General features: G+C 46.7%; 30 protein-coding genes. 8 read left to right on the top strand and 22 right to left on the bottom strand.

Annotated elements, in window-relative coordinates; genetic code table 11:
- Positions 1-59: 59 nt before the first annotated feature.
- From BBG47_RS22835 to BBG47_RS22825, 3 genes are all read right to left on the bottom strand, one after another.
- Positions 60-1,400: a sodium-dependent transporter gene (locus BBG47_RS22835; RefSeq protein WP_021260146.1), complete on the bottom strand. Its 1,341-nt coding sequence runs from the start codon at positions 1,398-1,400 to the stop codon at positions 60-62.
- 76 nt (positions 1,401-1,476) lie between these two features.
- Positions 1,477-2,823, bottom strand: a complete 1,347-nt coding sequence (locus BBG47_RS22830) for a sodium-dependent transporter (RefSeq protein ID WP_065293627.1) — start codon at positions 2,821-2,823, stop codon at positions 1,477-1,479.
- 113 nt (positions 2,824-2,936) lie between these two features.
- Complete coding sequence (locus tag BBG47_RS22825; protein WP_065293626.1) at positions 2,937-3,572, bottom strand: O-methyltransferase; 636 nt, start codon at positions 3,570-3,572, stop codon at positions 2,937-2,939.
- Between the two features lie 82 nt (positions 3,573-3,654).
- Between BBG47_RS22825 and BBG47_RS22820 the strand changes: the two genes are divergently transcribed.
- Together BBG47_RS22820 and BBG47_RS22815 are read left to right on the top strand one after the other, a co-directional pair.
- Positions 3,655-4,815 carry a THUMP domain-containing class I SAM-dependent RNA methyltransferase gene (locus BBG47_RS22820; RefSeq protein ID WP_065293625.1) on the top strand — a complete coding sequence of 387 codons (1,161 nt, stop codon included), beginning with the start codon at positions 3,655-3,657 and terminating at the stop codon, positions 4,813-4,815.
- A 246-nt stretch (positions 4,816-5,061) separates the two neighbouring features.
- Positions 5,062-7,044, top strand: coding sequence for an LTA synthase family protein (locus tag BBG47_RS22815; RefSeq protein ID WP_065293624.1), 1,983 nt, complete (start codon positions 5,062-5,064; stop codon positions 7,042-7,044).
- Between the two features lie 101 nt (positions 7,045-7,145).
- Here the strand turns inward: BBG47_RS22815 and BBG47_RS22810 are convergent, their stop codons facing one another.
- The 6 genes from BBG47_RS22810 to racE all read right to left on the bottom strand — a co-directional run bounded on the left by BBG47_RS22810 (position 7,146) and on the right by racE (position 12,166).
- A complete protein-coding gene (locus BBG47_RS22810; protein WP_021253277.1) occupies positions 7,146-8,675 on the bottom strand; it encodes a glycine betaine uptake BCCT transporter in 1,530 nt (509 codons plus the stop codon).
- A gap of 117 nt (positions 8,676-8,792) precedes the next feature.
- Positions 8,793-9,074: a hypothetical protein gene (locus tag BBG47_RS22805; protein WP_005545996.1), complete on the bottom strand. Its 282-nt coding sequence runs from the start codon at positions 9,072-9,074 to the stop codon at positions 8,793-8,795.
- Positions 9,075-9,180: 106 nt separating this feature from the next.
- Positions 9,181-9,402, bottom strand: coding sequence for a YuzB family protein (locus BBG47_RS22800; protein ID WP_021253279.1), 222 nt, complete (start codon positions 9,400-9,402; stop codon positions 9,181-9,183).
- A gap of 125 nt (positions 9,403-9,527) precedes the next feature.
- Entirely contained in the window at positions 9,528-9,806 is a 279-nt protein-coding gene (locus BBG47_RS22795) for a YkvA family protein (protein ID WP_083189543.1), read from the bottom strand.
- A gap of 99 nt (positions 9,807-9,905) precedes the next feature.
- Positions 9,906-11,108: a M14 family zinc carboxypeptidase gene (locus tag BBG47_RS22790; protein ID WP_065293623.1), complete on the bottom strand. Its 1,203-nt coding sequence runs from the start codon at positions 11,106-11,108 to the stop codon at positions 9,906-9,908.
- A 197-nt stretch (positions 11,109-11,305) separates the two neighbouring features.
- Complete coding sequence (gene racE / locus BBG47_RS22785; RefSeq protein ID WP_227774722.1) at positions 11,306-12,166, bottom strand: glutamate racemase; 861 nt, start codon at positions 12,164-12,166, stop codon at positions 11,306-11,308.
- 149 nt (positions 12,167-12,315) lie between these two features.
- Here racE and BBG47_RS22780 point away from each other — a divergent pair, with 149 nt between their 5' ends.
- Positions 12,316-13,488, top strand: coding sequence for a phosphodiester glycosidase family protein (locus BBG47_RS22780; protein WP_094183206.1), 1,173 nt, complete (start codon positions 12,316-12,318; stop codon positions 13,486-13,488).
- A gap of 109 nt (positions 13,489-13,597) precedes the next feature.
- Here the strand turns inward: BBG47_RS22780 and BBG47_RS22775 are convergent, their stop codons facing one another.
- The 7 genes from BBG47_RS22775 to BBG47_RS30105 all read right to left on the bottom strand — a co-directional run bounded on the left by BBG47_RS22775 (position 13,598) and on the right by BBG47_RS30105 (position 17,721).
- Positions 13,598-13,981, bottom strand: coding sequence for a YtxH domain-containing protein (locus BBG47_RS22775; RefSeq protein ID WP_065293622.1), 384 nt, complete (start codon positions 13,979-13,981; stop codon positions 13,598-13,600).
- A 32-nt stretch (positions 13,982-14,013) separates the two neighbouring features.
- On the bottom strand, positions 14,014-14,454 hold the full coding sequence (locus BBG47_RS22770) for a DUF948 domain-containing protein (RefSeq protein WP_065293621.1): 441 nt from the start codon (positions 14,452-14,454) through the stop codon (positions 14,014-14,016).
- A gap of 218 nt (positions 14,455-14,672) precedes the next feature.
- The gene (locus BBG47_RS22765; RefSeq protein ID WP_065293620.1) at positions 14,673-15,320 is read right to left on the bottom strand and encodes a helix-turn-helix transcriptional regulator; all 648 of its coding nucleotides are present in this window, start codon (positions 15,318-15,320) and stop codon (positions 14,673-14,675) included.
- Positions 15,321-15,412: 92 nt separating this feature from the next.
- Entirely contained in the window at positions 15,413-15,841 is a 429-nt protein-coding gene (locus BBG47_RS22760; RefSeq protein ID WP_065293619.1) for a DUF86 domain-containing protein, read from the bottom strand.
- A 179-nt stretch (positions 15,842-16,020) separates the two neighbouring features.
- Positions 16,021-16,398, bottom strand: coding sequence for a cupredoxin domain-containing protein (locus tag BBG47_RS22755; RefSeq protein ID WP_021253288.1), 378 nt, complete (start codon positions 16,396-16,398; stop codon positions 16,021-16,023).
- A 191-nt stretch (positions 16,399-16,589) separates the two neighbouring features.
- A complete protein-coding gene (locus BBG47_RS22750) occupies positions 16,590-17,486 on the bottom strand; it encodes an AraC family transcriptional regulator (protein ID WP_065293618.1) in 897 nt (298 codons plus the stop codon).
- 70 nt (positions 17,487-17,556) lie between these two features.
- On the bottom strand, positions 17,557-17,721 hold the full coding sequence (locus BBG47_RS30105; RefSeq protein WP_155987360.1) for a hypothetical protein: 165 nt from the start codon (positions 17,719-17,721) through the stop codon (positions 17,557-17,559).
- Between the two features lie 189 nt (positions 17,722-17,910).
- On the opposite strand from BBG47_RS30105, the gene BBG47_RS22745 reads away from it, so the two are divergent.
- Positions 17,911-18,165, top strand: coding sequence for a hypothetical protein (locus BBG47_RS22745; protein ID WP_021253290.1), 255 nt, complete (start codon positions 17,911-17,913; stop codon positions 18,163-18,165).
- A gap of 250 nt (positions 18,166-18,415) precedes the next feature.
- Here BBG47_RS22745 and BBG47_RS22740 read toward each other — a convergent pair whose 3' ends face one another.
- Complete coding sequence (locus BBG47_RS22740; protein WP_065293617.1) at positions 18,416-19,201, bottom strand: CPBP family intramembrane glutamic endopeptidase; 786 nt, start codon at positions 19,199-19,201, stop codon at positions 18,416-18,418.
- Positions 19,202-19,321: 120 nt separating this feature from the next.
- On the opposite strand from BBG47_RS22740, the gene BBG47_RS22735 reads away from it, so the two are divergent.
- Together BBG47_RS22735 and BBG47_RS22730 are read left to right on the top strand one after the other, a co-directional pair.
- Positions 19,322-19,594, top strand: a complete 273-nt coding sequence (locus tag BBG47_RS22735; protein WP_065293616.1) for a hypothetical protein — start codon at positions 19,322-19,324, stop codon at positions 19,592-19,594.
- A gap of 26 nt (positions 19,595-19,620) precedes the next feature.
- Positions 19,621-19,911 (top strand): hypothetical protein, encoded by a 291-nt coding sequence (locus BBG47_RS22730; protein WP_065293615.1) that lies wholly within the window; start codon positions 19,621-19,623, stop codon positions 19,909-19,911.
- A 210-nt stretch (positions 19,912-20,121) separates the two neighbouring features.
- On the opposite strand, the gene BBG47_RS22725 is transcribed toward BBG47_RS22730, so the two are convergent.
- From BBG47_RS22725 to BBG47_RS22705, 5 genes are all read right to left on the bottom strand, one after another.
- A complete protein-coding gene (locus BBG47_RS22725; RefSeq protein ID WP_065293614.1) occupies positions 20,122-20,481 on the bottom strand; it encodes a hypothetical protein in 360 nt (119 codons plus the stop codon).
- 3 nt (positions 20,482-20,484) lie between these two features.
- A complete protein-coding gene (locus tag BBG47_RS22720; RefSeq protein ID WP_065293613.1) occupies positions 20,485-21,090 on the bottom strand; it encodes a 4-hydroxybenzoate synthetase in 606 nt (201 codons plus the stop codon).
- An 81-nt stretch (positions 21,091-21,171) separates the two neighbouring features.
- On the bottom strand, positions 21,172-22,194 hold the full coding sequence (locus tag BBG47_RS22715) for a bifunctional 3-deoxy-7-phosphoheptulonate synthase/chorismate mutase (protein WP_094183205.1): 1,023 nt from the start codon (positions 22,192-22,194) through the stop codon (positions 21,172-21,174).
- Positions 22,195-22,246: 52 nt separating this feature from the next.
- Positions 22,247-23,488, bottom strand: a complete 1,242-nt coding sequence (locus BBG47_RS22710; protein ID WP_065293611.1) for a phenylacetate--CoA ligase family protein — start codon at positions 23,486-23,488, stop codon at positions 22,247-22,249.
- A gap of 77 nt (positions 23,489-23,565) precedes the next feature.
- On the bottom strand, positions 23,566-24,909 hold the full coding sequence (locus tag BBG47_RS22705; RefSeq protein ID WP_065293610.1) for a phenylacetate--CoA ligase family protein: 1,344 nt from the start codon (positions 24,907-24,909) through the stop codon (positions 23,566-23,568).
- A 293-nt stretch (positions 24,910-25,202) separates the two neighbouring features.
- Here BBG47_RS22705 and BBG47_RS22700 point away from each other — a divergent pair, with 293 nt between their 5' ends.
- Both BBG47_RS22700 and BBG47_RS22695 read left to right on the top strand, forming a co-directional pair.
- Positions 25,203-25,733, top strand: a complete 531-nt coding sequence (locus BBG47_RS22700) for a hypothetical protein (protein ID WP_065293609.1) — start codon at positions 25,203-25,205, stop codon at positions 25,731-25,733.
- Positions 25,734-25,787: 54 nt separating this feature from the next.
- A partial coding sequence (locus tag BBG47_RS22695; RefSeq protein WP_254659894.1) for a tetratricopeptide repeat protein occupies positions 25,788-26,661 on the top strand: 874 nt, incomplete at its 3' end.

Here is a 26,661-nt window from a genome sequence, read left to right as displayed (position 1 = left end):
ACCCCTCCGGCATGCATGCCGGAGGGGTGTATGTTCTGTTCTTAGATTACTATGATGTCTTATACAATGTGCAGCAGGTTCAAGAATACGAGCAGAATGACAATCGGAATGACATAACGCAACAGCATCACATATAGGGCAAGCCCCTTCTGCCACCATGCTGCTTCTGTACGGAACTCCTCCTTCAACCGATCCTTAGGGAATCGATAGCCGACGAATAATGCGATTAGCAGTACGCCGAGCGGCATCAAAATATTCGTTACTGCGTAGTCAGCAGCTTCGAAGATCGTCAAGCCGAATAGCTGAACTTCGGACAGTACGCCGAAGGACAACGCAGAAGGTACACCAGCCAAAAAGATCAAGATACCGAACAGCACACTTAGCCGTTTCCGATTGATTTTATTCCCGCGCGAGAAGCCCGACACCAAGATTTCCAACATCGAAAATGCGGAAGTCAATGCCGCGAATAAGAAAAGCGCCAAGAATAACGTAATAAAAATTCCGCCGTAAGGCATTTGCTCGAACAGTGCTGGAAGCGTGCCAAACAGCAGACCTGGACCTTCCTGCGGCTTCATCCCCAATGCGAACAACGCTGGAAAAATCGCGATTCCCGCCATAATCGAAGTCAACACGTTCAAGCTAACGACCGACGTCGCAGATTTCACCAACGACTCCTTCTTGTTCAGGTAAGAGCTGTATGTGACCATAACAGATACACCGACACTGAGGCAGAAGAAGGACTGTCCGAGCGCATTCAGAATAGCTTGTCCGGTCAGCTTGCTGAAGTCTGGCATAAGGAAGTACTCAAGCCCTTCAGTCATACCCGGAAGTGTCAGCGATCGAAGAATAAGGACAAGAAATAGAATGAACAGTCCTGGCATCAAGATGCGGCTTGCTCGCTCAATGCCTGACTTAATCCCTTGACCGACGACGACAATCGTAATCAGCATGAAGGATAGCTGCGCCATGACTGCAGTCCATGGATTGGAGACTGTCTGCGCAAACAGCTCATCATAATTTCTGCCTTCTACGAGCAGTCCCCCTACAATACCACGGGCCAAATACAGTAGAATCCAGCCTCCTACCACACTGTAGAAGGAGAGCAGCAGGAAACAAGTTCCCATCCCTAAATATCCTGTCCAATGCCAACGCGTGCCCGGCGCAATTTCTTTATATGCCCCGATTGCTTCCTTGCCTGTTCCACGACCGATCACAAATTCTGCAATGAGCAGCGGCAAGCCAATGCCTAATGTAAAAATAAGAAACAGAAGTAAAAATGCCCCGCCACCGCTAGTGGCGACGACATTCGGGAACTTCCATATCGCTCCGAGGCCAATGGCCGATCCCGCCGAGGCCAATATAAATCCAATCTTCGAAGTCCATTGCTCATTACCCTTCATGAATTCCTCCTGCAACCGTTCTTTCTCGTTGTCATCATCTCAACTTGCTTGTTGCCTAATCTGTGATTGTTGTACCTTAGAACGGAAGCCAATTCATTCCGTGCAAAAACACAATACCTACGATAATTGGCAGAACGTAGCGCAGCAGCACTACATATAACATTAGCCCCTTATGCCACATTGATGGCATCGTACTCCATTCTTCCTTCAATCGCTCCCGAGGATATCGGAAGCCGACAAATAAGGAAATAAGCAGTACCCCTAGTGGAAGCATCACATTCGTTACCGCGAAGTCTGCCCACTCGAATACATTCTTGTTCAACCATGTCAGCTCGCTGCCTATTCCGAACGACAGTGCAGATGGCACGCCGAGCAAGAAAATAATCGTGCCAAACAACCAGCACATTCGCTTTCTACGTACCGCATCATGATGCGAGAAGGCAGCGACAACGATCTCAAGCAGCGAGAACGCTGATGTTAGTGTTGCGAACAGGAACAGAGCGAGGAAAACCGCTATAAATACACTGCCGTACGGAAGCTGCTCAAAAACATTTGGCAAAGTCACGAACAGCAACCCAGGCCCGTCCACTGGCTTCATCCCCAACGCGAACAATGCAGGGAAGATGGCGATTCCCGCCATGAATGAGGTCATCACATTTAAGCCAACGACAGACAGTGCAGGCTTGCCAAGCGATTCCCCCTTCTTCAAATAGGAGCTGTAGGTCACCATACAAGAGCCGCCTACGCTCAAGCAGAAGAACGACTGCCCCAGTGCATTCAGCAGCGCTTCCGAGGACAGCTTGCTAAAGTCAGGCTTCAAAAAGTATACAATACCTTCATACATTCCTGGCAGCGTCAAGGAACGCACTATCAGCACCAGGAACAACACGAACAATCCTGGCATTAATATACGGCTTGCACGCTCGATGCCCGCCGTAACCCCTTTGGACACGACGATTATCGTCAACAGCATAAAGGCGCCCTGTGACAGCACCGCAAACCAAGGATCTGCTGAGGTTTGCGAGAATAACTGCCCATAATCACGTCCGTTCTCCAGCAATGTCCCGCTAATTGAACGAAGAAAATAAAGTACAATCCACCCGCCTACTACACTATAAAAGGAGAGCAGCAGCGAGCATGTTGCCATCCCGAGATATCCGATCCAGTGCCAACGGCTGTTCGGCGCCAGATCCCGATAAGCGGACACGGCTTCCTTGCCTGTTCCTCGACCGATAAAAAATTCGGCAAGGAGCAGCGGAAGACCGATACCGAATGTAAACAAGATAAATACAAGAAAGAAGGCTCCGCCGCCGCTCGTTGCGACTACATTTGGAAACTTCCATATTGCCCCGAGACCAATAGCGGCTCCAGCAGAAGCCAGTATGAATCCAAGCTTGGACGTCCATTGTTCTCCCGATTTCATATCATGATCCATCCTTCATTGTCGAGTTGCCGTCACATATTATAACATAAGAAGGAACGGCTTCACGCATGATTTTAGGGCTTCGGCTGCGGAATTCATACACCAAATTACGGTTATCGAACAATCGCGAGCGCCAAGCCGTCATAGGCAGGTAGCAGCGTGCTGATCAGGCGTTCATCCTGAGCAATTCTCTCATTGAAGAGACGCATAGCCTGTACAGCTGGCCCTTGCTTGGATTCATCGAGGGTGCGTCCACGCAGCATCAAGTTATCTCCTGCAATAATGGCGCCCGGTCTAGCCAGCCGTATCGCATACTCCAAGTAGTTCGGGTAGTTCCCTTTGTCCGCATCAATAAAGAAGAAGTCAAATCTTGCCTGCTCCTTCTCTAGCTCAGCCAAGGCGTTCATCGCTTCACCGACTCTATATTCCACTTGACTTCCATATCCCGCTTCTGTCAAGTTGTTCTTGGCAATATCCGCATAATCCTGACGCAATTCAAGCGATACCAGCTTGCCGTCTGACGGCATTCCGCGAAGCAGACAGCAGCCGCTATAACCGCCTAGGGCTCCAATCTCCAGTACATCCTTGCCCCCTGACATACTTACAAGCATGGTCAGCAATCTTCCGTACCCTTCGTGTACGGATATATCAGGCAAGCCATGTTGCCGAATATTTTCCTTAATCTTCTCTAATTCATGATCCTTCTTATAGAGCTGTTCCAAATACGTTTCAACCGCTTCATTAGACATTTTCACAACCTCCTGCTTTTTATGATATGATGAATGCCATATGAGTACAAGTCAGACGAGAAAACGGAGTTGAATGAGAACAATGAATCGACCTTGGCCGTTAATCGCAACTACGCCGATGGGGCTTGAATCCGTCGTCGCACGCGAATTGCAGCAACTAGGATATGAAACCCAAACCGAGAACGGACGCGTCAATTTTACTGGCGGCCCGCTGGATGTGTGCCGCGCCAATTTATGGCTGCGCTCCGCGGATCGCATACTAATTAAGATGGGACAATTCCCTGCCCGCACCTTCGATGAGCTATTTGAAGGAACCAAGGCCATTGACTGGCATGATTGGATTCCGGCTCACGGCGAATTCCCGGTTGATGGACGCTCACACAAATCCCAGCTGTCCAGTGTGCCTGCCTGCCAAGGCATCGTGAAGAAGGCGGTTGTTGATAAATTAAAGCAACAGTACCATATTGAGTGGTTTGAGGAAACAGGGCCGTTATACCGGATTGAGGTATCCCTGCTTAACGATATCGCTACCATTACATTAGACACAACAGGGGCTGGACTCCATAAGCGTGGGTATCGCAAGCAGCTGACTGGGAAAGCCCCGCTCAAAGAAACAATGGCCGCTGCACTTGTTCAGCTTAGCCGCTGGAATCCAGAGCGGCCGCTGTATGACCCATTCTGCGGCTCCGGCACACTGCTCATCGAGGCAGCTATGATTGGATGGAATGTAGCTCCCGGACTTCGCCGCTCCTTCTCCAGTGAAGCATGGTCCGTCATCGGCGAATCATACTGGGAAGAAGCACGAGATGAAGCATTCGATGCTGTACGGGACGATATTGAACTGCAGATCATGGGCTCTGACATTGATCCAGAAGCGATTCGCCTAGCTGAAGCAGCAGCGAAGAGCGCAGGCTTCGGTCGTGAGATCCAGTTCCGTGTTGCACCAGTTGCACAGGCTAAGCCTACCGGAGATTACGGCGTCATATTGACGAACCCGCCGTACGGGGAACGATTAAGTGAGCAGGAGGAAGTCGACCGCATGATCCGCCAGCTCGGCTTCGTCTATAAGACGCTGCCGACATGGTCGATGTTCGTCATCAGTCCAAACCGCCAGTTCGAACATCGAATCGGCGATCCAGCAACGAAGCGCCGCAAGCTGTTCAACGGCAATATCGAATGCCAGTTTTATCAATACATGGGCCCGCTCCCACCACGCAAGCCGCGTCCGGAGCAACAGTCTTAATTTTAATCGGAGGCCGCCTCTATCCAATCGAGTTGTACATCACTCGATTAGGATGGGGCGGCTTTTTTATCGAATCCATCGGATAGAAAACGTTGACGGAAATACCTCCATTTTTAAATAATTGGTAAACATATAAACGAAGTCCACTACTGTAACAGGTACCTTCTTTTTCAATTATTACATTATCGTAAAATCTGGTATGATGAAGATTGTTTGAATAAGTAAAAGTACAGAAAGGATGGAAGTATGAATTCGTCTATGTATGGCTCGTATCACAACTCAAGCCGTCGTCTTTCTTTCTCGTCCATATTCGGACGATTCGATATGGTATGGTTCATTATCTTCATGATGTGGAAGCTGTTTTGGTTCGATCGAACGCTATCGATTCCCTATATGACGATGACCACACCCGACTTTTTCGTCGCACTAGGCGCTGTTATCCTTATCGCCGGATGGACGTTCTGGCTGTCGAAGCGCTGGCGTACAATGGTACTGCTTGTGCTCAATGTACTACTTACAATTCTTATCTTTTCGGACTTGGTATACTTTCGTTATTTTCAAGACTTCATCACAGTACCTGTGCTGCTGCAAGCTGGACAAGTTAGTTCACTTGGCGACAGTATCGCATCCTTGATCCATATCGGGGACATCTGGCTATTCATCGATTGGATCATCGTTATCCCATTGACGATCATGTATTTCAGAGTACTGTCCAAGGAACGCCGGGAACATCGGAGTGGATACTCGCTTAGCAGTGAACGACGCCGTCGACCGGCATGGGTGAGTCGCTTAATCACCTATATTCTTAGCCTTGTCATAGGCGCATTAATGATGGCTGTGCCAATACATCAAGCAACGACTACATGGGCATCCGGCGTCTTCTCGAGCAATTGGTGGAATGCCTCCATTTACAACATTACCGGGCTGTTCGGATTTCACGGCTATGATATATACCGCTATGCTGAACTGAAATGGTTCGGCGGAAATAAGCTAAGCGAAGAAGAATTGAATAAGGCTCAGATGTGGTTCGACGACCACCGTGCGAAGCTGCAAGGGCCTCCTGCCTCCTTCGGCAAATATAAGGACAGCAATGTCATTATTGTGCAGGCAGAAGCTTTTGAGAATTTTGTCATCGGCAAGTCCTTCAACGGACAAGAGATTACACCGAATTTGAACAAGCTGCTGAAGGAAAGCATGTACTTCAGTCGTTTCTCCCATCAAACCGGACAAGGACGGACATCAGATGCAGACTTTGGAGTGAACGCAAGCCTTCACCCATTGCCAACCGGGTCTGTCTTTATCCGTTATCCAGATCAAACGTATGATTCGCTGCCATCTATTCTGAAATCGTCAGGATATTCCACTGGTGCGTATCATGCCTATGATGCGGGGTTCTGGAATCGATATATTATGTACAGCAATATGGGGTACGACATCTTTATGAGCCGTACCGATTATAAGATAGACGAGCCGCTTGGGTGGTCACTTGGTGATAAGTCATTCCTGCACCAATCCGTAGCGCACATGGCTGACGGCAAATCTCCATTCTATAGCTTCCTTATTACGCTGACCAGCCATCATCCGTACAAGCTGCCAGCAGATAAACAGGAGCTGAATGTCGAGCCATATCAGGACACGATCTTTGGCGACTATTTGCAGGCTATCCATTACGTAGATGCAGCACTGGGCGAAATGATTGAAGATTTGAAGCAGCGCGGTCTATGGGATAAGACAATTTGGATGATGTACGGGGATCATGATAATTCGATTGAAGATCGCGAACCGCTTGCTCGCATGCTTGGATATGAGATCAGTGATTTCGATATGCTTGAAATGAAAAACCAAGTGCCACTTATCGTGCACTTGCCTGATGGAGCAAATGCAGGTACCTATGATACCGTGAGCGGTCAGCTAGATGTTGAGCCGACGCTCTTGCATTGGCTCGGAATCGATGCAAGCGATAAGCACCTCATGGGGCAAAATCTGCTGAACTCAGCAAATCGCTTAGTCGTCTTCCGTAATGGCTCATTCACAAACGGCAATATATATTATGTACCGTCTGCTGACGGACTGCTCGAACACGGTACCTGCTATGATTATGGGACACGCCAGCCAACTGATGTAGCTGCGTGCCAGCCATTCGCGGCAGAAGCGCAGAACCGACTTCACATCTCAGATCAGGTCATTATGAACAACGCAATTAAACAATTGCGTGAACGCAAGAAATAAAATAAACAACGAAAAGAGCCGCTGCATCATCGCAAGCGGCTCTTCTTATATCTTCTTGCTGACCGTGAACCAAGGTGCACAGACATCATGTAGTGCAATGTTTACAGTAAATCCTCCTGCTCCAACAGCTTATCAACCTTGCGCCGTCTGCGCTTCTCCTTCAAGCGGTAGTCCCGCTCCTCTTTGCGAAGCGCCTTCGTTATGGACAGACACATCCCGAGCAGAATGACGGCAAATGGCAGGGCTGTAAGAATGGATGCGGTCTGCAATGCCTCCAAGCCGCCTCCGAGCAGCAGGACAACTGCGATAAGGGACTGGAATAAACCCCATGCAATTTTAATCAGCGCACTTGGATTCGGATTCCCATTCGTCGACATCATGCCGAGCACGAAGGTTGCGGAATCTGCTGATGTAACGAAGAAGGTAATAATCAGCAGCGTCGCCAGAATGGCAATATAACTTCCAAACGGCAGAGCATCCAGTGTTACAAACAATGCTGACGTAATGTCCGCTTTGACCGACTCTACGATTGGGAGTCCATCGAACATTTCCAACTTCAGACCCGTAGCACCGAATACCGAGAACCAAATAAAGCTGAATCCACTTGGCAACAGCATCGTTCCTAGTACGAATTCCTTAATCGTTCTCCCCCTGGAGACACGCGCAATAAAGGAACCGACAAATGGCGCCCACGCTATCCACCACGACCAATAGAACAAGGTCCAGCTTGCTACCCAGGAATCTTCTGTGAACGGCGTCAGCCGCAGACTCATCTGAATAATATTTTGCAAGTAACCGCCAAGCGTCGTAGTAAAGGAATCAAAAATAAAGGATGTTGGACCCAGCAGCAAAGTGAACAAGAGCAAGCCTAACGCGATCAGTAAATTCGTATTGCTGAGAATACGAATTCCCTTGTCCAGTCCCGACACTGCAGAAGCAAGGAACAACACCGTTACAATTGCAATAATGATGACCTGCACCGTTGCATTGCTCGGAATACCAAATGTGTGGGCAAGTCCACCATTAATTTGCATCGCACCGAGACCTAGCGATGTTGCTACCCCGAAGGCCGTTGCAATAATCGCCAATATGTCGATCGTCTTACCGATCGGCCCCTTTACCCGATCGCCAAGCAATGGCTCAAAAGTCCAACTGATCAAGCCATTATGGCCTTTTCGGAACGTAAAATAAGCGATTCCCAGCGAGACAAGCGTATAAATGCCCCAAGGATGCAATCCCCAATGGAAGAAGGAATAGCGCAGCGCTTCATTCGCAGCACCAGGCGTCATCCCTTTCAGCGTTGGCGGATTTATGTAATGGCTGATGGGTTCGGCCACCCCCCAGAATACGAGCCCGATCCCCATACCTGCACTGAACAGCATGGCGAACCAAGAAATATTAGAGTATTCCGGATCATCATCATCATTGCCTAGTGTAATGTGCCCGAACTTGCCAAATGCAAGATAAAGACAGAATACTAAAATGATTAGCGCCGTAATCAGGTAGAACCATCCAAACCGCTCTGTCGTAAATGACAAGGCTGCGCTAGATTGCGTGGATAAGCTCTCCGGGGACAGGAACCCCCAAATTACAAACGCTAAAATAACTACTACTGATATTCCAAATACCATAACCTCACTCCCAGATGCTAAGACTTGATGTCGGCGATGGAAGGGCAAAAAAATCCCAGACATAGTCCGGGACAAGAACAAACATCATGACGATAAAAGACAATAAATTGCGTGCACCTATCCCTCAAAGGAATCCAGTTGGTCTGCACCAATGGAATTCAACCGGGATTGCTCCGCTGCAAGCATTTCTTCAGCTAATTGGACCGGATGTGGATTATCGCTGTCTGCGGCCTGTTGTACGGCACGTTCAGCGTGTTGAAGAGATTGCTCCGCCTGATAGACGGATTGGTCCGAAGGATGTGACATTGCTTGAGATACAGCGTTGTGCGCTGTCTTGACTGCGTTCTGCGCTTGCGAAATCGGGTTTTGCGATTGCAAGCTTGAGTCATATTTGGACATGCTGCGTGCCTCCTGCGCCAGAGTATGGACTGTTTCCAACAGAGAGTAGTTGTCTCCAACGATTAGGATATCGCTTCGCAGCTGTTTCTATGCGGTTAAAAACTTACTATTTCACAAAAGGCTTCGCCTTCTCGATAGCTTCATCCTCCGTCGGAGCGATTACGTATCGTCCGTTGATAAAGATGAACACTCGCTTGGCACAATGCCCACAGTATGACTTACAGCCGATCTTGATATCCGCTTCCGGATCTAGACCTTTGACTTTCGGCAAAAAAGTCTTCATTTTGATATGCCGACATTTATCACAAATACGAATATCGTTCGCCATTGTTCTTCACTCCGCTTTACCCCATTGTCTTGTTGTACTTTCGCAATGAAATTGTTGCGTTCGCCAACCTCTATGTCATTGTACGGGAACCTGGGGCGAGAAGCAACCTTTTGCGTCACATTCCGTCATTTTAGGTTCGGATTTTCATATTTTAGGGCACGTTTGGAAAACCAAGGCAGCAGAATTAAGGTGAGAATAATGTCATCAATCGGCATAAATGGAATCAAATCCACCGGAATCAACCAGTAGATAACAATTGCACCTACAAATACTGCCTTCTCCCAAAAAGGAACACGCTTCGATGTCAATAGTCTTGGCACCGAGCTGAGAAGCAGCCACAACCTCTGCCAAGACCGCTTAGGACGTGGTCGCCGTTGTGGGCTGCGTGGAGTTGGATTCGCCAATGGTTACACACCTCCTGCTGTTAGTGTGCGTAGCGAATCAGAGATCATACAACAGCATGCGGCAATGCCCTTGCGTGCCCACCATTATCGTTGCCTTCGCTATGGAAGCAGCGCTTCCTTCATGATAGCGGCGACTTCCCGATACATCCCATCGAAGTCATCGAGCGGCAGTGGACTTATTCCGTTGCCAACTTCAATCGTGAAACCAGGCTTCCTATAGCGCTGTATGAACCAATCCTTATAGCCTGCATCGCTGCCTGACAACTTCACTGCCCGATATCCACTTGCCCTCTGGAATCGTTCTGCCCAGGCTAAGGATTCATCTGGTTCGAAATCACGATAGTTCCAATATATTTCCTGTCCTTGCGTATGGAAGGACAGAGCAAGCTCAAATGGAATCCGCTCTGATAATCCCGCCAGCGCAGCTGCTTCCGGCTCAGACAGCGGTCTCGTCCCACCATAGTTGAGAGGTGCTGGCGAATACACACCCCTTCGGGCTTGTTCTTCCTCCCAAAAGGCAGGGAACTGATCATTGAGATCAATCCCGCGAATATTGGCTTTCCAACGATGGAATCTGCGGGAGCCTTGATTCCATTCCATAATCGAATTGTAGAACGGGTGATTCGGGGAGATTCCTTCTTGCACAAGCTCTACCCCATCAGGATTCGTCATCGGTACGATCCACAATGTCGTTCGCTCATACGCAGCAAGGGGATCCCATCCGTTCCATGCTCCGCCACTGTCGTAGGCTCTTGCATAATCTTCGGCAAATTGCATCAATAGCGCCGATGTGATCCATTCATTTGCATGTACGGAACCATTCGCATGTACGGGCACAGTACCGTTGCCGATTACAATTGCGGGAATCGGCTTACCCAGCACACTCATTCCGATCTGTTCAACGCGGACGAAGGGATAACTGTTCTGCAAATGATGAATGTCTCGTACTAACTGACCATAACCGTATTCGGTGGTCTTCCTCTCCCATTCCCTACTCCACTCGTAAGGGATTAGCATCAATTGCCCTTGTATGATTCTCCTCGGATCAATGGTTGGATTCGCTTCGGCGAGTCGCTGTGTCGATACTTGGAATCGCTGAGCGATATGATAGAACGTGTCTTTTGCCTGCACTACATACTTATTAATCGGCAGCTCCGGAATATCAATTACTTGTCCGGGAATTGCGTATCCCTCTAAGCGCAGCTGAGGGTTGGCGTTCATCAACGCATGCAGTTGTATGCCGTAACGTGCACAAATACGAAGATAGGTATCCCCTTTTTGCACTAGATAAGGAACAGCCACGATTGTCGCTCCTCTCCCAATTCGTTATTGGTTGAGCATATGCGGCGGGATAGAGGTTCATAACTTCAAGGATGATCATCCCTAGGTCGTAACACAGAGAAGGCGTTCCTATCTGGCAGACTATCTGCTCAAAGGAACGCCCTCAAATATCATGATCATATATAAGTTCATGAATCTCATTGAATGATAAGTTTGGATTACATGATTTTAGGAATTTGCCAAATGACTGGAGTAGCCTGAATCTGCTCGCCGAGCCACTGGCGGGCGATATTCTGGAATATTTCCGGATCGCCGCTGCAGAAAAACTGATGAACCGGTACCGCTTCCGTATTCGCCAACTGGCTTTTGTCCTGCAAAATCGTACTGATCTCGCGCGCTGTCTCTTCCGCTGAGTTAATTAGTTGTACCTTAGGCCCAATCGCATCTTGGATAGAATCGGACAGGAATGGATAATGGGTGCAACCTAAAATGAGAGTATCAATAGGTACATTCTGCAACTGTTCGAGTGACTCGCGTACAACATCAGAAGTTGATTCACTGTTTCTAAACATCCCCCTCTCGACAAGAGGTGCTAGACGAGGACAAGCTTGGCTGACTACTTCAACATGAGGGGACAGCCGCTTCAATGCTTGTTCATATGCGCCACTGCGGATTGTGCCCTCTGTACCGATAACACCGACATAGCCGCTATTGGTAGCGGACAGCGCCGCACGGGCACCTGGATGAATGACTCCGATTACAGGAATGGACACGTAAGCTCGAATATATTCCAATGCTACGGCTGTCGCTGTATTGCATGCAATTACGATCATTTTAGGCTGAAATTGAATAAGATAATCTACGATTTGACGGGTGAACAGCCTTACTTCCTCGGCAGTACGAGGACCATAAGGCGAACGGGCTGTATCACCGAAATAGATGACTTTCTCCCGCGGCAGTTGACGCATCACTTCTTTGACAACTGTCAACCCTCCGACACCCGAATCGAGCATGGCTATAGCTTGCTGCACGAATACACCGCTTCCTTCGTCTCTTGATTGACTGACCTTACTTACCATATGTACTCTTTAAATAAAACGTACCTCGATCTTATCAGTAAGAAGGACAAGGTTCAAGCCATCCCGTACTGGCAAAACACGGTGCGAAACTTTTTGCTTCCAAAAAACGTCATTAATAGGTGGAGACAAATCAGAAAGGGTTGAAAAAGATGCAAACGGAGCGTTCTATCTCCAAACACAATAAAAATCGAGCGTTGCCTCCGCGCCACGCAATTCGAGCAAAACAGCGGACTAGCAATCCCAAGCAAGGGAAGCCGAGGAAGAAACGATCTGTATGGCGCATTCTGCGCATGGTTGCGGCTATCTTCATCCTAATTTGCTCCCTTGGCGCCGGATGGTTATTCCTGACCCCTTCCGGTACAGATATGCGGTTCTTGATTGCCGATACACTAATCACGACGCAGCATCGACACTGGGCCAAGTATATTATTGGTCAGGACGAATTAGACAAGCGTGTCCAAGAGTATTGGAAGAACTTCGAGCGAATGGGAGATGAGAAAGCCACGATTGATATCAAGAAGCCTTCCATTGCTGAACAAACCAAAAAACCACTCATCGAATATAAGGAAGTAAGTGGTACAGGCGCTACCGGTGCTTCGTTCAGTGGGTATCTGATGATAGTGAACGATCCATCCAAAATTCGAATTGGCGTTCCCGGCAAGGCCGGAAGAGGCGAGAAGGTCTCCAGCATGGTAAAACGTACTGGTGCCCTTGCAGGAGTCAATGGCGGTGGATTCGCAGATCCGAACTGGGAAGGCAATGGCTTCAAACCAATCGGAGTCGTCATCAACGACGGCAAGTTATATTACAACGGAGTAGGCAAGAAAAATACACAAATTGTAGGAATAGATAAGGATGGGAAAATGGTCGCCGGCAACTTCTCGGTGAGCGAGCTGCTCGACATGGGGGTAAAAGAAGCAGTTACCTTCCAGCCTCGCATGATCGTGAACGGCAAGGGGCAAATCCGCAATCATGCTGACGGCTGGGGAATTGCACCCCGGACGGTAATGGGGCAGCGTGAGGATGGAGCAATTTTATTCCTTGTTATTGATGGCCGCCAGCCTCATAGTATCGGGGCAGACTTATACGACTGCCAAAAAATTATGCTAGAGAATGGCGCAATCATCGCTGCTAACTTGGACGGAGGCTCGTCTACCGTACTTGTCGAGAAGGACGGCGTCATCAAAAATTCACCATCAAGCCAATATGGCGAACGTTACTTGCCTACTGCATTTTTAATTTTTGAACATCCTGAAGAAGCGAACATCCCCAACATTTGGGAAGGGTTGAATCCGGGTGATATCGATCCATCCAAGTGGTAATCAACCTAATTAGACGTATTTGAAAACACAATGATCCCTACCATCTCATTGCTTACGCATAAAGTGGTAGGGATTTTTAACAATAAACGCTGCTAACGTCTCCTTACAGCTATTGTACTTCTTCCTTATTCTCTCCATCCTGCACGTTCACTTCCGCCTCTGCTTCCTCATTCCATTTCTCAGTCGGTTCTGCTGTATGTTCAGCGGATAAACTTGAAATGGCCGCGATTTGCGCCTCTTCTGAATTCCGCTGTTTCCATGAGCTGAAGCCTTGCTTGAAGGATGCAACCTTGCCCTTGGCGGATGAAATCAATTCGTCTGTCTGCTCTCCAACCTGTCTTGCCCACTCCTGTGTCCGTTCACTGACCTGCTGTGCACCCTCTGCAATATCTTTGCGCAGCTCGCGACCGCTCTTCGGTGCGAACAGCAATGCCGATACCGATCCAATCACACTTCCGATTAATGCCCCTATCCAAAACTTCTTATTGCTCATCTTTCCTTCCTCCTCATCACTCAGTTCCCGGTCTATTTCTCCGAGCTAGGAGATGTAGACGAGCTAGGAGAGCGCCCAGATAGCTTCCCTTGAATGGAGGCCCATATAGAGCATCCTAGCTCGAATAGCTGGAGGATATCCGTCAATCGCTGCTTCCCTGCAGATTCCGTACCTTGCTGGCTAGCATGAGATATAATTCGCTCCAATGCATCATTTCCTCGTTGAATGATATCCCGGGCACGCTGCAATTCATGTGTCCACTCCTTGACCGTTCCTACTGTCTGTTCTGTTTCCTTCAGCACATCCTCAGCACGACGCGTCAACACTTGGAGCTGGTGAGCTAATTGCTTCCCTTCATCCAAACTAGCTTCTGCCTTCCCCAATGTGCGCATCCCACGGATAATCAGAACGATAGCAGCTATACATACAGCACTCCAAGCAATAGCAGCCAACAAGATGCTCCATTCCGTCATCGTCTCCCCTCCTTAGCTGTGAAATCAACCGGGCGCATGCCCATGTCGTATTGACAGTATAAGGAAGTTGGGCTCGTATTGACACAACCATGCCTGTACTTTTTGGGTATGCCTGTCCTGTGCAGCACAAAAAGACAGACCCCTGAGGGGTCTGCCTACATCTACCTAACATATGCAGGAATACGGCTGTGCAACGGTGTGCGCTGAACTCATTCCATTTATTCCTGCTTGTCTGTTCGAGGACGAATCTTGTACGTACAGCGCTGACCCCGCTCAGCAAGACATTCTGTCCGTTCTACATCACTATCCAGTAAATCCCGGAACAATGCTAGTTCACAAGCACACGGTTCTTTATATTGCTGAGCGACTTGTGCGATCGGACAATTGTACTCATGCAGGAGCCAGCTTCCATCGTCTGCTTGCTCCGTCTCTACCATATATCCATTTGAGTCTTGGATGTGACCAAGCGCTTCTATTCGTGCTTCAAAATTCTTGCCTTGGACAAGGGGTGTGTATTTTTCCAGCATCGACTGTTTTCTGCCTTCGAACAGACGTTGGACACTATTCTCATCCTGCCAAGATTCCATTTCTTGAAGCAGATCTAATATAAGCTGATGATATTGCTTCGGAAATCGTTCATCGCCCGTATCGGACAAGCGATACATTTGCAAGGGACGACCCATCTGCTGACGAACCATTTCGGTGTCCAGCAAATGATCCTGCTGCATGGCATATAAGTGCCGTCTTACCCCCATCTCTGTCATCTCCAGCTGCTTGGCAAGCTGAGCAACAGACATAGCCCCATTTGTCTTGAGTAAGCCCATAATCTCTTCACGTGTGGATGATTTGCGTACTGGTTGTTTCATGTAACCACCTTAACTTTGGTTGTCATCGTATCGTCATTGTATCGCATCACTCCCATACAGACAACAACCTTGCCTAAGATACCATACATGAATTATTTCAGTGCCAGTTCCTTCGTTATGAATTGGCGAACAGATTGAGCGAATTCTGGCAGCCATACAGGGAGGCTGGACAGCTGAGGATGTATCGCCCCTCTCTCCCAAGCGATATAATCTTGAACCAGCGCCCTGCGCAAGACAACAAGCTGAAGCAATGACGCATGAAGCTCAGGTGATACCGCTTGTTCCTGAGCAATAATCTCGACGATATCCTCATAGCTGCTTGCATCACGCATCAAGAATCCGTCAATAAGCAAGCTGCCGACATCGGTTATAATCTCGATCGCGATGTGCAGCGCACGTTCCTGCGCGAACGAGCTATGTAGACTTCCGTCCCATTTCGCTATAATCTGCTCTACTGTCTGTATGAGATTCGGTATAAAATCAAGACGCTGCTCGATCTGCTCCATGTTTACATAATACATTCGTTAGCCCTCCCCTGAGATGGTATAGCGTAGAACGAGGAATGTCGACTTCTACTTCATCCTTAAAAGCCTCTGTCTTCCGTCCCATTACTACATTCGGCGTAGGTGATCAATCTCCTGTTCCTGCCTGCGGCATGAAAAAAAGGAGCTTGCCAGCCCCTTCTCTCAACTGAAACGTATTATTCTACAATAAGAACCGATTTCATATCATCATGGCCTGTACCACACATAACCGAACATTGGATTTCGTATTTGCCTGGTTTCTCAAATACAACGTCCTTTTCCATTTGGCCATCCTTCAGATCAATGCCTAAATCTTTAATTTCAGCACCATGCAAGCCGGATTTGTTCACAAGCTTCATGCGAACCTTCTCCCCAGCCTTCACTTTATACTCCGGTTGGTCGAACTTAAAATCACTCGTTGCCACAAGCTTAACTAGAGTGACTCCCTCAGGAGCTGCCTCCTCGACCTCCGGCTTCGGCATATTGAACAGCATCAAGCCAGCGGCAAGCAGGCACGCAATGCTGAACAAAATGAACATAGCCCATTTCTGCATAACAGTTCTACGCCCCTTCGTCAGTTACATTCATCACTTCTCATATTACAAAATCTTTCCTATTTCACTCAATACATTCTTGTAAATTTCGGAAGCAAATTTTGTAAATGTGACAATTCAATGAACATCAAATAGGTGTAAAATGACATCTCTTGTGTCTTGAGGAGAAGATATCCATGTAAAAAATAATATTACGCTTCTAGCTGTTCATTCGTATCTCGCAGTTCACTAGGTGACATTTGGAAGTGATCCTTGAATAGTCGATTGAAGTTGGACAGGTTGCGGAAGCCACTTTCTGCGGCAATCTCGATGATTTTTTCATTCGAAGAGGTTAATAACTGAGCTGCATATGTCAATCGAAGCCTGATGAGATAATCCAGTGGTGATGTGCCTACCGTCTGTTGGAACAACGCACTGAATCGGGATGGGCTTAAATGTGCCAAATCAGAGAGCTTCTTCAACGTCCATGGAAAGGCTAGTTGACCTTCCATTACGCGTATGACCTCTTTCACCGTCTGCACACCTCTAGATGGCGCAGGAGTATAGCTAGAGAGGGGTTTGCTAGCATATCTGCTAAGCAGCGTCAGCAGCCGCATGTATTGTGCTTGAACGATAGATACATAGCCAAACTCCCTCTGAGCCAGCTCTTGCTTCACATCCATCAACACTTCGGATAGCAATCCGCATTGCGGCATAGACCGATACAGGACATGTGGCACAGTTTGTCCGATACGATGTATTACGGAACTCATATCTTCGGCCCACCAACCATTCATCTGGTGAGGCGTCTCAAGATGAAACGCTTCCAGCAGCAGCTGATCTGTCCCGCATACCCGATGCAATTGCTGAGGTGGGATAAGCACAATGTCGCCCTGCTGGATCGTATACTGTGTTCCGTTAATGATATATAGGCCGTTGCCCCCAGCGACACGATTGATTTCCCAATGCGAGTGCCAATGCGCGAGGGTCACCCTTGGATGATTGCCATGCACCATTTGCTCGATTCTCGGCATCATCACGTTCTGCTGCTCGCCTCCCATTTCAACTGAAGCGTGGCCCGATGATTCTAAGTCAGAGTACCTTATCATATAATTATCAACCTCCTGGCATTCTGCTATGAATATAGAGGTGAACATTGGTTAAGATTATGAGAAAGGCTTATTTGCGTTTGTGTGAAGCGGAAATACTCTCAGCAAGTTTGGACACCCGCTCCTCCTGCTTCATCGTCATTCGCGCAAGTATGGAGTTAATTTCATTTTGAAGTTCGTTTCTCTTTTCAATTAGTTCACTAAGATGCTTGAATTCTGTGTCGTCCTCATGCATGGTGGGCTCCTCCAATTTTGTCTCAAAGTCATTCGCTCACTATATGTATCACCATCTGCAAGACAAATGAAAATACTTAATTTTTGGAATATGGATTTTCCACCCTTCGTGAAGAAATAAATTGACAAACGAGCCCAAACAACATAATATGTTACTTGCAAAAAATTTAAGGATGCAGGTGAAGCCAACGTGACCTATGAACCGATTGTAAAGGAAAAAACGTTAATCGAACGCAACGATGCCGATAACCTTTATCAAGTAAAAGTAAAATTGCAAGATGGTACGCTATGCCGCGTCTTTTATAATCACGGTGCCAAACATGTTAGCAGACTGCTTACTATTCCATGCCCGATTTGCCGCAAGGACTTCATTTGTAAATGCATGAGTCGCTTCGCAGACCAACTTGACGAGCAGATCAACTTGCCTGAACTGCTGGCTAAGTAATCGCACAACGATTCATCCGTTCGGATTCGTTCACTGAATATAAGCAGAAATACAAACTCTCTTACTGCCTCGTGTGGGAAGGGAGTTTTTGTTATGCCTTGCAGTATAAACTTCCAGCCCTTTTCCTCCTCTCAACAAAGCAACCTAATTATACCATTTATTCATTGTAAATTTGAATAACCCTCCATTTTCTAAAATTTTTTTTATCTTCCCTTTCCTAGCCGTGAACGAATGTTAGCACTGCTCGCGGCTATAAGAGCAGACCGCTGAAAATCATAAGGACATTCATCCACGTATGCCAGACCACGACTGGAATGAGGCTGTTGGATTTGATCGTAACTCCTCCGAAATACAACCCCCCCAGCGCAAAGGCGATGCAAACGCCCCAAGGAAATCCAAGGGAATAATGCTGTAAACCAAACCCTGCGCTAGTCACAATTACTGCCCACTTATCACCTAATTGTTCGGAGAACCGACTAAGAAGCACCCCTCGCCAGATGATCTCCTCCAACACATTTATGAATGAAAAAGCGAGCGCGAATAACCAAATCTCTTGCACGTGACCCCAGCCGTTTCGAATCACAAACGGCATAAAAGCAAGAGAAGTCGCTGCCATTGCGACGGGCAAGAAAACCTTAACTTTGGATTGACGGAAGCCTGACCAAATAAATGGTATATCTATCCGCTCGTTCCAAAGCGGTTTTTTCGCATACAGCATGAAAGGTAATTTTTGAATAAGCGCTAAGACAAGCAAGGGAATGAGGATACAAATCAGTGACAATCTGTTGAGAAGGATATCCCATTCTTTGGGCTCCAAATCGTGAATCCAACTTGAGTTTATGAATAAATAGAGAGCAAATCCTGCACCCAAGCCTATCGTTGTCAGGAGAAATGATCGCATTGGCTTGTAAATGAAAAACAATCCAGTACAGCATACCCACAAACTCATCAATATGTAGTTCTGCGTTTGCATGGAGATCATAAGAGACCCAACCAAGAACAGACAAGCTATATTTCGAAGTAAAGTGAAATTCATTCTTTATCCTCCTTATGGAATAGACAATCGTGGAATTACGCTGGAGGGTGCTCATGTGTCCATATTATCGAGGCACCCCATACATATACTGGACTATTGTGAGAGGATGTGAGTATTGACATGGATAGGAAGGAAATGGGCTTTGCTGATCGTGTAATCTTTATTCTCGGACTAACCCTAGCGGGTGTACTGACATTTGTCCTTCTGGTCGGAGTCATTGTTGCAATATTAAAATTTTTCATGGATAGAAAGGAACGAACCATCCAAGTTCAGCCAGCTCCAATGCTAAAGGATGATCCAAAAGCACCTTTGGAAAGTGTTTCGACAAGTGAGCAATTATCTGAAGAAAAAGAATTGCAAGTCAATGATGAGCAAGAGAGACCACCGAATTAGATGATTTTAGAATGGAGATGACACAATTGGCAACGAATAATCAAGGGATGTCGAAGTTCTTTAGTGATGTGAAAAACGGATTTTTACATTTCGCCAATACCTATTCCGTAGCGGTGAAAAGCGGCGCGAATGTGGCAGAGAAGCAAATTATTGATGCGATGGAGGATGCGGATCAACCATCCGATATTCCTGCTGGAAAGCTGTTCGCAGCCGTTAAAATTGGCGTACAACATGCCAGTGAGCATTTGGTGAATTCAGGTATGGAATTCGCAGAACAAATGAAAAACAGTCAGAAAAGCAATAGGGAGAGAAAGTGAATTTTGCCATCGCTACAATTAAATAAAAGGGTTGACTCTCTGTTTCATGTTTTCTCCTCTTGGTTGATGAACGTACGTTATTGACCAGAGGTTTTTTTGAGTTGGACACGCATCTGCTACGAGAGCATGGTTTGAATTATTGAGAAAACATAGGACCACTTCCTTCAACGATAATAAGAAAGCAGTCCCTATTACATTTTCATGTATTTATTACTCTTTATTTTCCTTATCTTTTGCTTTTTTTTCTTTTTCTTTTTCCTTTTTTTCTTTTTCACGCTGCTCTTTCTCAATCTCTTTTTGTGCTTTTTCTTGCTCCTTTTGTGCCTTTTCTTGCTCTTTTTGTGCCTTTTCTTGCTCCTTTTGTGCTTTTTCTTGCTTCTTTGCTTGATCTTTTGCCTGCTCTTCTTCTTTTTTCTTAGCTTTTTTCTCAATCTCCTTCTGTTCTTTCAGTCTCTCCTTTTCTTTCTTTTCTTCTTTTTTCTTTGCTTTCTTCTCAAGTTTAGCCTGCTCTTTCGCCTTTTCTTTTTCCTCTTTGTCCGTCGATTTCTGTTCTTTCATTTCCTCACTCATGTTTTATCCCTCCATTTTGGAATTGAGAACCTTGTTTACTCGGTATCTAATGACTTCTGGATTAAAATATTCAAGCATATGAATCCCTGGAAATACCTGAAAATAAATGTCATATCTCTTGTAAGGGATTTTAGTAGTGTGCAGATCAGGGATACGAAGATTGAGAGGCTTTTGGAACAGATCAACAGCCTCTTCTTCGCCCTTGAGCCCAGAATCAACCACTTTCCTGTAGGATTGTAATCCCATCGAGCTGATTGCTTTGCCAATCCCCTCTTGTCTATGAGCAATACTCTCAAACAAAGAAGCGGGTACGTACTTTGAATTCACGATTGCAATATTGTGAGAAACGATAAAATCACCTTTGTCGCTTATCAATAATGATTCTCTCAGATATAAAGGAGCGGCAGAGGAGTCCACTTGATAATCAGCAGGTACTTCATTCAATTGCTCTTGTCGAATGACCGTTACGCGCATCTTTTCATCCAACAAGGTTTCCAGCAAATCTGTTGTCCTTCCATCTGTCACTAATAGCAAATCGAAAATCAGTTTCTGCAAAAAGTCCAATTCTTTCCCCGCATACTGCGAGTCCTTGCCATCGGTATCTGTCATACAGTTACCTCCATTAGCCGTATGTCAGCTCGTGTTGATATATAACCTGTGTACAGCAACTTCTGGTATGATAACTTGCTGCTAACGATAGAGACCGGAATCGCGGAGACCCTGCAAGAAGGTGTGAAATTCGTCAAGATTCAACTGCTGCTTCGCATCAGAAAGTGCAACCTGCGGATTCGGATGCACTTCGACCATAATACCGTCCGCGCCAGCTGCTAACGCTGCTTTCGCGCATGGAAGCATAATATCCTTACGACCAGTCGCATGGGTAACATCCACGAGAACAGGGAGATGGGTCTCTTGTTTCAATATCGGAACAGCAGAAATATCGAGTGTATTACGCGTCCATTTCTCGTAGGTGCGAATTCCGCGCTCAATTAACATAACTTGGTTATTCCCGCTGGATAGCAAATATTCAGCCGCAAATACGAATTCCTCGAGTGTGGCGGAGAGACCGCGTTTCAACAAGACAGGCTTTTGAGTTTGGCCAACGGCTTTCAGCAAATCAAAGTTATGCATATTGCGGGCACCAATCTGAAAGATGTCAATGTAACGAGCTGCCGTGTCAATATGCATAGGGCTCATGATCTCACTGATCGTCACCATCCCCGTTTCATCAGCCACTTCCTTCATGATTTTCAATCCTTCTTCGCCAAGGCCTTGGAAATCATACGGTGATGTTCTTGGTTTATACGCGCCTCCTCGTAAGACGGTAATGCCGGCATTCCTCATTGCGGAAGCAACGGTAAGCAGCTGATCTCTGCTTTCAATAGAGCAGGGGCCAGCGACGATAATAGGCGAAGAGCCGCCGATTTTGGTATGATTTACTTGAATAACGGTATCCTCACTCTTATGCTGGCGGCTAACGAGAAGCTTGCGCTCGGCAGGAGCCTCTTTTTTTATTTCGGGATTCGCCAAAGAATGGGCAGCAAGCTCTTTCAGTAGTTGTTGGTTGCCAACTGGCTCCGCTTGTGAAATGCCCTGCTTATTCTTTTCTTGAACGATTTCCGCAGCCATTCGTGCACGTTCGTTCATCAGATCAAGCAATTGTTGGTTAATTCCATCCCATTGCGTAATTAATTGTTTCCATTTGTCGCTCAATACGAGTACACCCCTCTTTTTCACAATTGACTGCAGCCTTTCCCTCATCAGCTTAGATTTTATTTCGCTTCTGGATATATACCGGTTTGGTCGATGGCGCGTTATTCACGAGCCCAACTCGATCGAGAAGCGTTGCGTCGGTAATGATTTGAAGGGTGATTGGTAAATGAAGCTTTTCAGCTAATCGAGTTTGGATGTCCTCCCTACTCCATTGTCCAGCATCGTGCGAATCAAGAAGAACGTACAATCCCTCTTCTTGCTCCAATACCTTCCATGCATCTGGGGCAGGTGTCAACGAATAGACAGCTTCTTGGATGTCATAAGCATCTAGAATCGTATCACCGATTACGATTCGATCCTTACTTCTACCGTAATGCATCAACTTGCCCATTGCTCGCCCACAAGCACACCTGGAAGGTTCGACGGAGATAATATCTTCATTAAAATATCGCAACAGAGGAGAAGCTTGATGTGTGAGCGTTGTTATCGCCGCAAACCCTCTTTCTCCTTGAGCAACAGGACCTGAACCATCTTCATGCAGCACTTCCACGTAAAAATCCTGCTCTACGATATGCATCGATCCATACTCACACATGGTTGCAATATTCGCGGTTTCAGTCGAACCATACATATTAAAAACGGGTACACCCCACAGCCTCTCGATATGCTCTTTGCGTTTCTCGCTCATTAACTCACCAGCAACGCATATAGCCCGTAGCGCTGGTAATTCTTTGTTCACATCCAAACCAATGAGACGCGCTGTCTCAGCCAGAAGCTCCATCTCGCGCGGAAGCCCCGCTAATACAGTAACTTGTAGGCGCTTCATAAGACTTAATACTCTCGGATATGGTGTAACTACCGTACGTCCGCTTGCAGGTACAACCCCTGCTCCTGTCTGCCAAGCAGCTTGCTGCATTAAGAAGGCGGGCAGCGCCAGGGCATACGGGAATCGAATCAGCACAAGATCATCCGCTGTTAATCGGACTCCGCATTCCTGAAGCTGTCTTCCGCCTACTCGCATATCTTCATGCGTGAACCAAGAAGCGGAAGGTTCTCCGGTTGTACCCGTGGATTCGTGGTATTGGGCAATCTTGCTCATTTCGACAGCTAGGTGTCCGAAAGTACCGGCATTCCGGAGATCTTCTTTCGTTGTCAAGGGCAGTGTTTGAATGTGCTCCATCCCGATATCATCGATGTTATAGTTTGCTAATCGATCCTGATATAGAGGAGATTTCATTAGGCGTACTAATAAATTCTTGAACTTCTCCTCCCGCTCCCTCTGAATATCGGTCATAAGGGCACCTCCTCTCGGCGTAACACGGCGCTTTAGGATGGTTAATGCGAATCCTTGGCCCCATGCTCCTAGCTGTCTTACGTGAATATTCGCGTTGCTTTGCCAAAAGTTCGAGGAATATCATGTCTGATTTCCACTTCGCAATCAATGCCGATTCGATCCGTCATATGCTTCCGGATTTTCGTTGCCAATTGCTCATCTGTTAATTCCGTCCGAAACGGTTCGGCTTCAATCTTGAATGATCCCTGATTCAATTTAAAGTGATACCACATACCCACATCTGGAATTTCCATCAAAAATTGTTCTAATAGGAACGGTGAGTAGTCCTCATCCCCCAATCGAATCATACTCTCCATTCTTCCTCTCAAATGAAGGACGTCCATCGTGAGACCACAATCACATTTGGATTTCTGTAAATATCCGATGTCCCCACTGCGATAACGGACCATTGGCATGGCCTCGCGCAACAACGTCGTTACAACGATTTCTCCCGTCTTGCCATAAGGAAGCTTTTCCTGCGTAACTGGATTAATAATTTCGACTTTTACATGTCCCTCCATCACGTGATAACCTTTGTGCTCACTGCATTCGACCGCAACGACGCCGCATTCGGTCGAACCGTAGAAGAAGGATACTTCGCATCCCCACCATTTTTCCAAACGCTCACGGAATTTATAGGAGCAGCCTTCACCTGTAAGCACTATTTTTTTCAATCGTATGTCTTCTCCTATTTTGATGCCGAACCGCTCGCTTTCTTCAGCCAAAAGCGCCGCATAAGAGGGTGTCGTAGTCAGAACGGTAGCTTGGAACTCCTTCATCAATTCTAATGACTTATCGACGGGAGCCATGTAACCGCCTTTGCCAAGTGACAGTACTGCCGTTCCAAATGCAAACTGAAACAACCGCTGAAACCCAAGACCAGGCAGAGCAAATTCATAAGGCAAGGCGACGGCTACCACATCAACATCCGTTTCCTTAAACAATTCCAAATATTTCGGCAGCAAATCATAGACATACTGATCAGCTAACGAGTACGAGGTATAAATAGGCTTTCCCGAAGTACCGCTCGTAAGGTGAACCTGCCCGATTTCTTTCGGGTCTACACATAAGATCTTCTGCTTATCGCCTCGAATGACATCTTTATTCAATAGCGGTACATTTGTTAATTGCTCCAGGCTTTCAATCTCCGGCACTGTAAAGCCTGCTTCTTCCAGCTTTGAACGATAATATTCATTGTGGTCCCAAACATGAGCAAGCGTGGCGTTAATTGCTTGTAACTGATACTCTTCGATTTTTTGCCGAGGCAGCTTCTCAATGGTGCTTCCATCCTCATCCAATTTCGTGAAAAATGCTTTGAATTGTTCTAGATGGGATGTATGTTCATCCACGGTTACCTTCATTTTATGGGTTTGTGCCTTCATAAAAATCCTCCTAACCATTTTCAGTCCACACCTGCGGCATGTAATTCGTCTAGCATTCTCTCATTGTTTATTTGTACTCCCCACGTATCCAAGTCACCCTTATATGAAATGCACGAAATGTCATGCTTGACTCGGACAACTGTATATCTTCTGAAAACTGATTTTTTCATCCAATCAATGCAGTAGGGACTCGCATATCGTAGCAATTATATAACCTTCGAAATCATGAGTTGTTGGCGTAGAGGGACTCGACTTTCAAATGAATAGCGAAGCAAATTGGAGGTTAGGCATACATGTCATCTGACAGCACTCCTGAAAAACAATTCAAGATCGCAAAAAAGCTTCTTCAAGATGGAGTTGATGGAGACAAACAGGCAGCGAAAAGAGCGCATGAGAAGCTTTTAAGGCTCCGTGAGACCCAGCCTCATCATGCGCTTATTGAAGCCTATTACGGTAGTTCATTAGCCCTCTTATCACGTGATGCCGTCAAACTTGTTGAGAAAGAAGAAAAAGCACTCGAGAGTTTGGAGGTATTGAATCAAGCAGTAGAAATGGATCCGAACGAAAAAGAAATCCGCTTCTTACGCGGAAGCGTCTGCCTGCATCTGCCGGAGTCTTATTTCTATTCTTCGAGAATAGCGATCGAGGACTTCACATTCCTCCTTGACCGTTATCAACAAGATTCAAATTACCTTACCCACAAACAAGTCAGAAGAGTACTTCGAAAACTGAGCAAAGCCTACCAAAATAGCGGGAATGAGGTCAAGGCGAATGAAGTCTCACAGCGTCTTGCCTCCATGTATCCAAAGAAAAAAGATGATTAGAATCATGCAAGCTAGCAATGTGTTCATGCATGAGTACAGAGAGGATGAAATTGAGTGACAAACCTTAATCCCAGCGAAATGGAAGAATCAGACTTGATTGAGGCTTCAACATCGAGCGATGATCATGCTTCATTGACCGAATCTGTTCTAAATTCCGTGTCAGATCAGGTGTCTACTTCGTCTGACCCGTTCAATGAAAGACTCACCCTAGCTATCCAACTTTATCTGAATGGCGTAGCTGGGAGTGCGGCTGCTGTTCACGAAGCACATCAGATTTTAGAACAGCTGCACGCCGATGATGATCTGGATCCTCTTGTTGGTGCTTACTATGGCAGCACCATGATATTGATTGCAAGAGATAAAACAGAGGCATCTGATAAATTGAAATGGTCAAAACAAGGATTGAAAATGCTCGACAATGCGGTAGCCGCCGACCCACACAACAGTACGATCCGACTGCTTCGCGGCAAGTCCTCTTACAATCTCCCAGAGCAGTACTTCCATCGGACGAAGACGGTGATTGAAGATTTTACCCACGTCCTCAATACACCACCTGACACGCTTGACACCGAAGAACTCATCTATGAACTCGGTGAGGCTTACTCTAAGATAGGCCAGAACCAAGACGCGGCTACGCACTTTAGAAAATTGGAGAGTCAAACACAAAATTCGGCATGGAAGCAGCTTTCCAAGCAAAAGCTGCAAGAGCTAGAAGGAAAACCAGCAGTTGAAAAAATACCAAACAAAGGCCCCTCTTCCATCTTGATTGAAGCTACTCGAACTGTAGGCAACGCCCTCCTTACTTTGTTTGGTAATGAAAAGGAGTATGAAAAAGCGAAAGAAAAGGCGGAAGATCGCGAGAAGAGACGTGCAAAAGAACGTGCAGAAGAACGTGCAGAAGAACGTGCGAGAGAACGTGCGAAAGAAC

Source organism: Paenibacillus sp. KS1, from assembly GCF_001680695.1.
Classification (GTDB): Bacteria; Bacillota; Bacilli; order Paenibacillales; family Paenibacillaceae; genus Paenibacillus_B; species Paenibacillus_B suaedae.
This window is presented reverse-complemented; position numbering and strand designations above follow the sequence as displayed.